Consider the following 8,643-nt stretch of genomic DNA (forward strand, 5'->3'; position numbering starts at 1 on the left):
TTGGATATCATCTCTCTGATCCCGCAATTTGGCGGACTTTTGTATACGATTCTGGCCTTTGTCGTGGCGCTGTCTGTTATTGTGGCCGTGCACGAATATGGCCACTATATCGTTGGCCGTTGGACTGGCATACACGCCGAAGTGTTTTCACTGGGTTTCGGGCCGGTCTTGTGGAGTCGGATGGACAAGCATGGCACGCGTTGGCAGATCGCCGCTCTGCCATTTGGCGGTTATGTCAAATTCCTGGGGGATGCCAACGCGGCATCGGGCAAGGATGGCGAGTCAATGGCCGAGATCTATCGCAAAAATCCGGATGATATCCGCCACACCATGCACGGCGCACCGCTTTGGGCGCGTACGGCAACTGTTGCCGCTGGGCCGGTCTTTAATTTTATTATGTCGATAATCGTATTCGGTTTGATATTCATGTTTCAGGGGCAGGCCAAAAGCCCCCTGACTGTGGGGGAATTGTTCCCGTTGCCGAACACGGTTCAAGAGTTGCGGATCGGCGACGAAATCAGGGCAATCAATGGAGTAGATACACCGGATTTCGACCAAAGCGCCCAATGGTCCGGATTTGTCGACAGCCTGCCTGAGTCCGCGTCTTTGGACTACACGGTTCTACGGGATGGACAAGAACTGGTTGTCAAAGGTCCTTGGCTGTTTCCACCTTTGATTCAACAAGTTGCCCCGCGCAGCGCGGCTATGGACATTGAGTTGGAACCGGGGGACGTTATTCTGTCCGTTGATGGCGATCCGATCTTTGCCTTTTCTCAATTGAAAGAGCGCGTCGAAACATCCGATGGACGCGTATTGCTGTTGGATGTCTGGCGGGACGGGCAAACGCACGAATTCGCGTTGGCACCCAGACGTACGGATGAGCCGCAACCCGAAGGCGGGTTTGTCACGCACTGGCGGATTGGGATTGTTGGCGGGATGATGCTGGAACCTGCCACCGAACCAACCGGTTTTCTGACAGCACTCGGCGATGGCGCTGCACAGACGATGAGAATTGTCGAAGGGTCATTGTCTGGCATATGGCACATGATCACTGGTGCGATCAGTACTTGCAATATTTCCGGACCTATCGGTATTGCGGAAACATCCGGCGCCATGGCCAGCCAGGGGGCGCAAAGTTTCATTTGGTTCATCGCTGTTCTGTCGACCGCAGTTGGAATGCTGAATCTGTTCCCGATCCCGGCGTTGGATGGGGGGCATCTGGTGTTTTATGCCTACGAAGCCATTGCCGGACGCCCACCCAGTGATGCGGCGTTGAAGGTGTTGATGGGGGTCGGGATCACGTTGATCCTGTCATTGATGGTGTTTTCCCTTAGCAATGACTTGTTCTGCTGAGTAAATGGAACAGCGGCGATACGCCTCAATTCCGCCTCAGTAATGCCTCATTCCAAAGCTAGGCTGGCTCAACTGAACCACATCATTCTGTCGATCAAACCATGATTCATTCTTTGCAAACTTCGTATCGCGGCATCAGCCTCATCATGTCTTTGAACTGGGATAGGTTTCTCAGTTTTGGAGCGATTGCGCTGGCACTAGCAGCAGGAGCGTATGTGCTGAACCTCTGATTCTTTGCTATGAGCAATCTCGAACCGCGCGACCTTTTGGTCGCGCTTTGCTTTTGTGGTTTTGACAACATGCAGATATCCCGGTAGTGACCATTCTAGGGCCACAAAAACTTGGATTGATAACATGAGTGACGGCAGAGGCGCGCGCACATCCTGCGATCGAAACACGGTGCATAGCTATATCTTGTTGCGCGCTGTACTTTCTATTTTTCTGGTCTTTGCTGCGGCCAGTTTCTCTACAACCGGGGCCGCACTGGCGCAAACATACACTTTCAACTCGATCCAGGTCGAAGGCAATCAGCGTATTGATGACACAACCGTTGTTTCGCGTGCCGGCATAGAGCGGGGGCAGGAAGTGACCGCTGGACAGTTGAATGACGCCTTTCAGCGTCTGCTTGACAGTGGTGTTTTTGAGACAGTCGAACTCACGCCTCGTGGCAATACCTTGGTTATTTCGGTCAAAGAAAACCCGACGATCAACAAGATCAGTTTCGAAGGCAATCGACGCATCAACGACGACCGTTTGCAGGAAGTGATCCAGTCCGAGTCGCGCAGGGTGTTCACACCCGAACAGGCTGAAAAAGACGCAAATTTGATTGCCGAGATTTACTCGGCACAGGGGCGGGTCGCGGCAACTGTCGTTCCAAGGATCATCAGGCGCAGCGATAACCGCGTCGATCTGGTTTTCGAAATCGCCGAGGGCGATACGATCGAGATCGAAAGAGTTAGCTTTGTTGGCAACCGCGTTTATTCCGACCGCCGCTTGCGCAGGGTCTTGGAAACCAAGCAGGCCGGTCTTTTACGGGCCTTTTTCCGCTCGGATACCTTCATTGCGGATCGCATTGAGTTCGACAAACAAGTGCTTCGCGATTTCTACCTGTCGCGCGGATATGTTGATTTCCGCGTCAACAGCGCCAACGTGGAATTCACCCGTGAACGCGATGCGTTCTTTCTGGTCATGAACGTGACAGAGGGCCAGCAGTTCAAGTTCGGCAATGTTTCGGTGGTTAGCGAAATCCCTGGTGTTGATGCGGCACCATATCAGGCTGCGCTGAAGATCAAGCCGGGTGTGATTTATTCACCATCGCATGTGGAGAACTCGTTAGTTCGGTTGGAGAGGCTTGGTCTGAAGCAGGGAGTGGACTTTCTGCGTGTCGAGCCTCGCGTGAATCGGAACGATAGAAATTTGACGCTGGATGTCACCTTCGCACTGGTCAAAGGACCGCGCATCTTTGTCGAGCGGATCGACATTGAGGGGAATACCACAACACTTGATCGCGTGATCCGCCGGCAGTTCGACACCGTGGAAGGTGATCCATTCAACCCGCGTGAAATCCGTCAAAGCGCAGAACGAATTCGCGCTTTGGGTTTCTTTTCGACCGCTGACGTTGAGACCCGCGAAGGAACGTCACCAAGTCAGGTAATTGTTGACGTGGACGTTGAAGAACAGCCAACTGGTTCGCTCAACCTTGGTGGCAGCTACTCGATTTCGGATGGTTTTGGTGTTGCGGTCGGCCTTCAGGAAACCAACTTCCTTGGGCGCGGTCAAACACTTGGCCTGACCTTGTCGACCGCACAGGACTCTGAGCAATATGCAATCAATTTCTCGGAACCATATCTGTTGGGCCGTCGTTTGCGGTTCGACCTGGGTTTGGGTTTGGCCAGGCAAAACTCGAGCTTTGCGAACTATGACACCAAGCGTGTTTTCTTCAATCCGTCCCTGAGTTATGCGATCGGCGAGCTTTCTACGCTTACCCTGCGCTACAGTTGGGATGATAGCGAAATGATCTCGCGGGAAGATCAGGCTGTCGGTAGTGTTATTCAGTCGGAAATCAATCAGGGTGAATTGACTTCGAGCTCATTGGGCCTGTCATACACCTATGACAGCCGTATTGGCGGTTTGAACCCGAATGCCGGTGTGCTGTTCCAGGTTGGTGTAGATGCAGCCGGTTTGGGTGGTGACAATGAATACATCAAAACCACTGCCAGGGCTGTTGCTCAGCAAAGGGTTCTGAATGAAGAAGTGACGCTGCGCGCCGACTTGGAAGTAGGGGCTCTTTCCTGGAGCGGGGACAACTTTAGCCGTACTATCGACCGCTTCATCCTGGGGCCCAACACGTTCCGTGGTTTTGAACCAGCCGGGATCGGGCCGCGCGATCTGTCCAACGGCCAGGATGACGCCATTGGAGGCAACTATTACTGGGTCGCGCGTTTCGAGGCGGATTTCCCGTTGGGATTGCCGGAGGAGCTTGGGCTGCGTGGCGGTGTGTTTTATGACGTGGGGAACCTCTACAATCTGGACAACGTGAATACCGCTGGCGGCAATATCGTCGGGGCGGATGGCTCGGTTCGCCATGTGATCGGGTTGTCATTCCTTTGGACTACAGGTTTCGGGCCGCTACGCTTCAACTTCTCAAAGGCACTCAAAAAGGAAGACTTCGACAAGGAGCAGAGCTTTGACCTGACAATTCAGGCACGGTTCTGAGGCCGAATGAACACCTATGTTCGCCAGTTTCTGACACAAGGCCCGATTTGGGCCTTGTGTTTGTTTCTGGTTCACTACTCTCCCTTCCCAGTCAATGCGCAACAGCTCGGTTTGCCCGAGAAAGACATCCTTACGATATCCAGTGAAAAACTCTTTTCTGAATCGGCTTTCGGGCGGCGGGTTATCGAGGAGATTGAGGCTGAAGGAGCGATGCTCGCCGCCGAGAACGAACGGATCATCGCCGACCTGAGCCGCGAAGAAAAAGAATTGACCGAACTGCGTCGTGACATGGAACCCGATGCGTTTCGCGAACTGGCGGATGCATTTGACAATAAGGTCCAATCACACCGGGATGGGCAAAAGGCGAAACTGGATGCGCTTACAGCGAGAACGGATCGAGCGCGGGCCATGTTTCGAGAGTTGGTAAGACCTGTTCTTGCCCGCCTCATGCAGGATACCGGGGCAGGAGTGATCCTGGAACGCTCGAATGTGTTTTTAAGCTCGGACGCAACGGATATCACCGATTTGGCAATCGCCCGTATCAATGCCGCGATTGGTGACGGGCGAGAGTTGGAAAACCGCGATACGGAGTAGGTACGCTTGCCCTAACCGAACTGTATTGCTAACCACGCATGAAAGACATCCAGAACAGGAAAATCGCGCCATGACCACGGAAACCAAGAGTGCAGACATCCAGCTGATTCAGCGTATTCTGCCGCATCGCTATCCGTTTCTGCTGGTCGACAAGGTTGTCGATATCAAGGGCTACCACTCAGCAGTGGGCATCAAGAACGTCACAATGAACGAGCCGCATTTTCAGGGACATTTCCCCGGAACCCCGATTATGCCCGGCGTGACGATTGTCGAGGCGATGGCACAGACGGCAGGGGTAATGCTGGGGGTCGGCATGAATGTCATCGACAGCGAACTGCTGATTTATTTCATGAATATCGACAAGTGCAAATTCCGGCGCAAGGTTGTGCCAGGCGACGTATTGGAAATGCATGTCGAAACCGTGCGCGGCAAGGTTGGTGGCAAGATTTTCAAGTTCAGCGGACGCGCAACCGTGGATGGAGAAGTGGCTGCCGAAGCCGAGTTTTCGGCTTATGTCGATTGGGATATGGAAAAAACGACATGAGCCGTGTTCACCCCAGCGCTATTGTTGAAGACGGCGCAGCCATCGGTCGGGACTGTGTGATTGGTCCTTTTTGCTATGTTGGGCCGCAGGTCAACTTGGCTGATCGGGTAGAGTTAAAATCCCATGTCGTTGTCACCGGTGAAACCTCGGTCGGAGAAGATACAGTCATCTTCAATTTCGCGGTGATTGGTGAAATCCCACAGGATTTGAAGTTCCAGGGCGAAAATACGCGGCTGGAAATCGGCAAACGAAACCGCATCCGCGAGCATGTCACTGTCAATTCCGGTACCGTGGGTGGCGGCGGTGTTACCAGGATCGGCGATGATTGTTTGTTGATGGCGGGTGTCCACGTGGCTCACGACGTGCAGATCGGCAACCGTGTCATCATGGTCAATCACGCAGGTGCGGCTGGTCACTGTATCATCGAAGATGACGTGATCGTGGGCGGTATCTCGGGATTGCATCAATGGGTGCGCGTCGGTCGGGGCGCGATTATCGGAGCGCTTACAATGGTTCCCAATGACGTGATCCCTTACGGATTGGTTCAGGGGCCTCGTGGGGTACTTGATGGTCTCAATCTGGTTGGGCTCAAGCGACGTGGCGTTCCACGCGAGGATATTTCCGCGCTGCGTGCAGCGTTTCGTGAGCTTTCCGAAGGTGGAGGGACGTTCATGGAGCGCGCCAAACGCGTTGGAGAGACGAGTCACAGCGAATACGTGCAAAGGATCGTTGATTTCGTGACCGGCGATACCGACCGCTCCTTCCTGACGCCGGGAAAATGACCTCATGTTGGCACTGATAGCAGGAACTGGTGCCTTGCCGGACGAGTTGGTGGCCAGATTGCCCGAGCGCCCTCTGATTTGCGCGTTGGAGGGGTTCGAACCTGACCAAATGCCGGTCGACAAGTTGTTCCCTCTAGAGCAGTTGGGAAGTTTTATTGCCGATCTCTTGGCCCAGGGCGTGACCGAGGTTTGTATGGCGGGTACAGTACGCCGACCGGTAATCGATCCCAAGCGGATCGATGCGCAAACTCTTCCGCTTGTGCCGGTTCTTCAGCGAGCGATCATGTCCGGCGATGACGGTGCATTGCGGGCAGTTATCGGTATCTTCGAGGATTCAGGGTTGCAGGTGCGGGCCGCGCACGAGCTTGCCCCGGATATTCTGCCGCCTTTGGGGTGTTTGACGGATGCGTTACCATCCGATGAAGATTTGGCGGATGCCGATCGGGGTGCGGGCATTCTGAGGGCAATGAGTGCAGCGGATATCGGCCAGGCCTGCGTCGTTCTGCATGGGCAAGCATTGGCAATAGAAGGCGTGTTTGGCACAAACTGGATGCTGGAGTCGTTGACGCAACGTCCTGATGCGGGTGGTGGTGTCCTGTTCAAGGCACCGAAACCGGATCAGGACCGGCGGGTCGATTTGCCTGTCATTGGCCCTGACACTGTAACCGCTGCTGTTGTGGCTGGACTGTCTGGTATCGTGATTGAAAAAGGCGGGGTTATGGTTCTGGATCGTAAAACCGTGGTCGAAGAATGCAACCGCCTTGGCCTGTTCCTGCTGGTGCGGGAGCGTGCGGTCTGATGCGGGTCTTCCTGCTGGCTGGTGAACCATCCGGTGACCGGTTGGGCGGGGCCCTGATGGAGGGCCTGAAAACTCTCGACCCTGGGATGGCGTTCGATGGGATTGGCGGCCCCCTAATGGAGGCGAATGGCCTGGTCAGTCGGTTTCCCATGGCGGAACTCAGTGTCATGGGCTTGGTAGAGGTTCTTCCGAAGTTCTTTCATCTCAAACGTCGTATCGCCGAGACTGCACAGGCGGTATTGGACACCAAGCCGGACGTCATGATCACCATCGACAGCCCGGATTTTTCGCTGCGTGTGGCAAAACGGGTCAAAGCAGAAAGCGACATTCGCACAGTTCACTATGTGGCCCCCAGCGTCTGGGCCTGGCGGCCTGGACGGGCAGGCAAGATGGCAAAGGTCATTGACCACGTTCTGGCTTTGTTACCGTTCGAGCCGCCCTTCATGGAGCGTGCAGGGATGGAGTGCGATTTCGTCGGGCATCCGGTCGTCAGCGAACCTGTCGCCACTGCTGAAGACGTTGCCGAATTTCGAGCCGCCTATGATCTGGGCGAAGCTCCGCTTCTGCTGGTGCTGCCTGGTTCACGTCGCGGCGAAATAGATAGGCTGGCTCCCATATTCGGCGAAGCGCAACGGTTGTTTCTGAAAGATAAGCCGGAAATGCGTGTAGTGGTCCCGGTGGTGGCCCACATGGCCGAGCACGTAGCCACCCAAATAACGGACTGGCCAGGAAAGCCGGTCATTTTGGATCCACGTAAAACCGACGCGGTTCAGGCCGGGGCCTATAAACGCGCGAGTTTTGCTGCCGCCGAACTGGCGTTGGCCGCATCTGGGACCGTTTCGTTAGAGTTGGCCGCTCAGGCCACACCGATGGTAATTGCATATAAACTCAGTTGGCTGACACAGAAATTGGCCGAAAGAATGGTCAATCTTGATACTGTTACGTTGGTCAATCTGGTGAGTGAAAGTCGCACGGTTCCGGAATGTCTGGGACCGGCCTGCCAGCCGTCGGAAATCGCCGACCAATTGCGACAGGTGCATTCCAATCCGCGATCTCAGGCCGACGCGATGAGAGTCACGATGGAACGTCTGGGACGAGGTGGCGAAGCGCCGGGTCTCCGGGCGGCACGGGCCGTTCTGGAGCGAATGAAGAGGTAAGGGTTCGGTTTGCCTTTTGAATCAGCCTCTGTAGTCTTCAACCAGATTCTAGCCACGTTGGAGGACTTCGCCGCGGATCTGTCGCAAACTTTTCGGTGGTTCAAAGCCAACGCTCAAGTTGGGTTTATTCATCCTGTGAGCTCCGCAAATTGACGGAATCCGTTTGTCGAAGGTCCGAGTTGACCGTTTCGGATCATGTTGGCCACCTCGATGCCCGCGCGTGTTGCTGATGCTGAGATGAAGCATTTGAACCCGAGCACAGGTCTCGTGAGCCGCTTTATGAAACGATGATCCCGCTCGACGATGGTGTTGAGGTACTTCGATCTGACGGTGTCGATCTTGACAGGTATCTGCAACCGCCTGAAAATCTTGTTCACTCCCTTGAACCCGGCGGTGTTACTACGACTTTCGTCAATTGTGGTCCGTTTTTTTTTGGCGCCATTATGAAACAGGGCGTTGGCGAAGAATTTCATTGCAGCTTTCGTGTCGCGCTTTTGTTGACAGCATTAAATCAAGGGTTTGACCGTTACCGTCGACGGCCCGGCACAAATAAACCCATTCACCACGAACTTACACGTAGACCTCATCTGGCGTGCCCCCATCGGGTGGTCCGGTTTGATGGTTAGTGCATTGTCGGCCTTTGGTCTATCGGAACGATGCTTTCTGGTGCTGGCGGACGATATGCCAAAGCGCTGTGCG

Annotated in this window: 7 protein-coding genes and 1 pseudogene; 7 read left to right on the plus strand and 1 reads right to left on the minus strand. The window is 54.6% G+C overall.

The features are described from left to right. From rseP to lpxB, 7 genes are all read left to right on the plus strand, one after another. Positions 1–1,353 carry an RIP metalloprotease RseP gene (gene rseP / locus ACR0LZ_RS03690; RefSeq protein ID WP_480748422.1) on the plus strand — a complete coding sequence of 451 codons (1,353 nt, stop codon included), beginning with the start codon at positions 1–3 and terminating at the stop codon, positions 1,351–1,353. 354 nt (positions 1,354–1,707) lie between these two features. Then, entirely contained in the window at positions 1,708–4,068 is a 2,361-nt protein-coding gene (bamA, locus tag ACR0LZ_RS03695) for an outer membrane protein assembly factor BamA (protein WP_480748423.1), read from the plus strand. Positions 4,069–4,074: 6 nt separating this feature from the next. After that, positions 4,075–4,662, plus strand: coding sequence for an OmpH/Skp family outer membrane protein (locus tag ACR0LZ_RS03700; RefSeq protein ID WP_480748424.1), 588 nt, complete (start codon positions 4,075–4,077; stop codon positions 4,660–4,662). A 70-nt stretch (positions 4,663–4,732) separates the two neighbouring features. Further along, positions 4,733–5,206 (plus strand): 3-hydroxyacyl-ACP dehydratase FabZ, encoded by a 474-nt coding sequence (gene fabZ / locus ACR0LZ_RS03705; protein ID WP_480748425.1) that lies wholly within the window; start codon positions 4,733–4,735, stop codon positions 5,204–5,206. Continuing rightward, positions 5,203–5,988, plus strand: a complete 786-nt coding sequence (lpxA, locus tag ACR0LZ_RS03710) for an acyl-ACP--UDP-N-acetylglucosamine O-acyltransferase (RefSeq protein WP_480748426.1) — start codon at positions 5,203–5,205, stop codon at positions 5,986–5,988. Before fabZ ends, lpxA begins: the two co-directional genes overlap by 4 nt. A 4-nt stretch (positions 5,989–5,992) precedes the next feature. Then, positions 5,993–6,787, plus strand: coding sequence for an LpxI family protein (locus tag ACR0LZ_RS03715; protein WP_480748427.1), 795 nt, complete (start codon positions 5,993–5,995; stop codon positions 6,785–6,787). Then, a complete protein-coding gene (lpxB, locus tag ACR0LZ_RS03720; protein ID WP_480748428.1) occupies positions 6,787–7,944 on the plus strand; it encodes a lipid-A-disaccharide synthase in 1,158 nt (385 codons plus the stop codon). The genes ACR0LZ_RS03715 and lpxB overlap by 1 nt, the downstream gene beginning before the upstream one ends. 128 nt (positions 7,945–8,072) lie before the next feature. Here the strand turns inward: lpxB and ACR0LZ_RS03725 are convergent. Continuing rightward, positions 8,073–8,432, minus strand: a pseudogene (locus ACR0LZ_RS03725) (DDE-type integrase/transposase/recombinase); the annotation flags it as partial. Positions 8,433–8,643: the final 211 nt, after the last annotated feature.

It is taken from the genome of Ruegeria sp. CI1, from assembly GCF_056536925.1.

Bases quoted from the DNA above. Each gene is read 5' to 3' on its own strand.
- bamA (WP_480748423.1), top strand. From the start codon at position 1,708: ATGAGTGACGGCAGAGGCGCGCGCACATCCTGCGATCGAAACACGGTG.
- lpxA (WP_480748426.1), top strand. From the start codon at position 5,203: ATGAGCCGTGTTCACCCCAGCGCTATTGTTGAAGACGGCGCAGCCATC.
- ACR0LZ_RS03700 (WP_480748424.1), top strand. From the start codon at position 4,075: ATGAACACCTATGTTCGCCAGTTTCTGACACAAGGCCCGATTTGGGCC.
- lpxB (WP_480748428.1), top strand. From the start codon at position 6,787: ATGCGGGTCTTCCTGCTGGCTGGTGAACCATCCGGTGACCGGTTGGGC.
- fabZ (WP_480748425.1), top strand. From the start codon at position 4,733: ATGACCACGGAAACCAAGAGTGCAGACATCCAGCTGATTCAGCGTATT.
- ACR0LZ_RS03715 (WP_480748427.1), top strand. From the start codon at position 5,993: ATGTTGGCACTGATAGCAGGAACTGGTGCCTTGCCGGACGAGTTGGTG.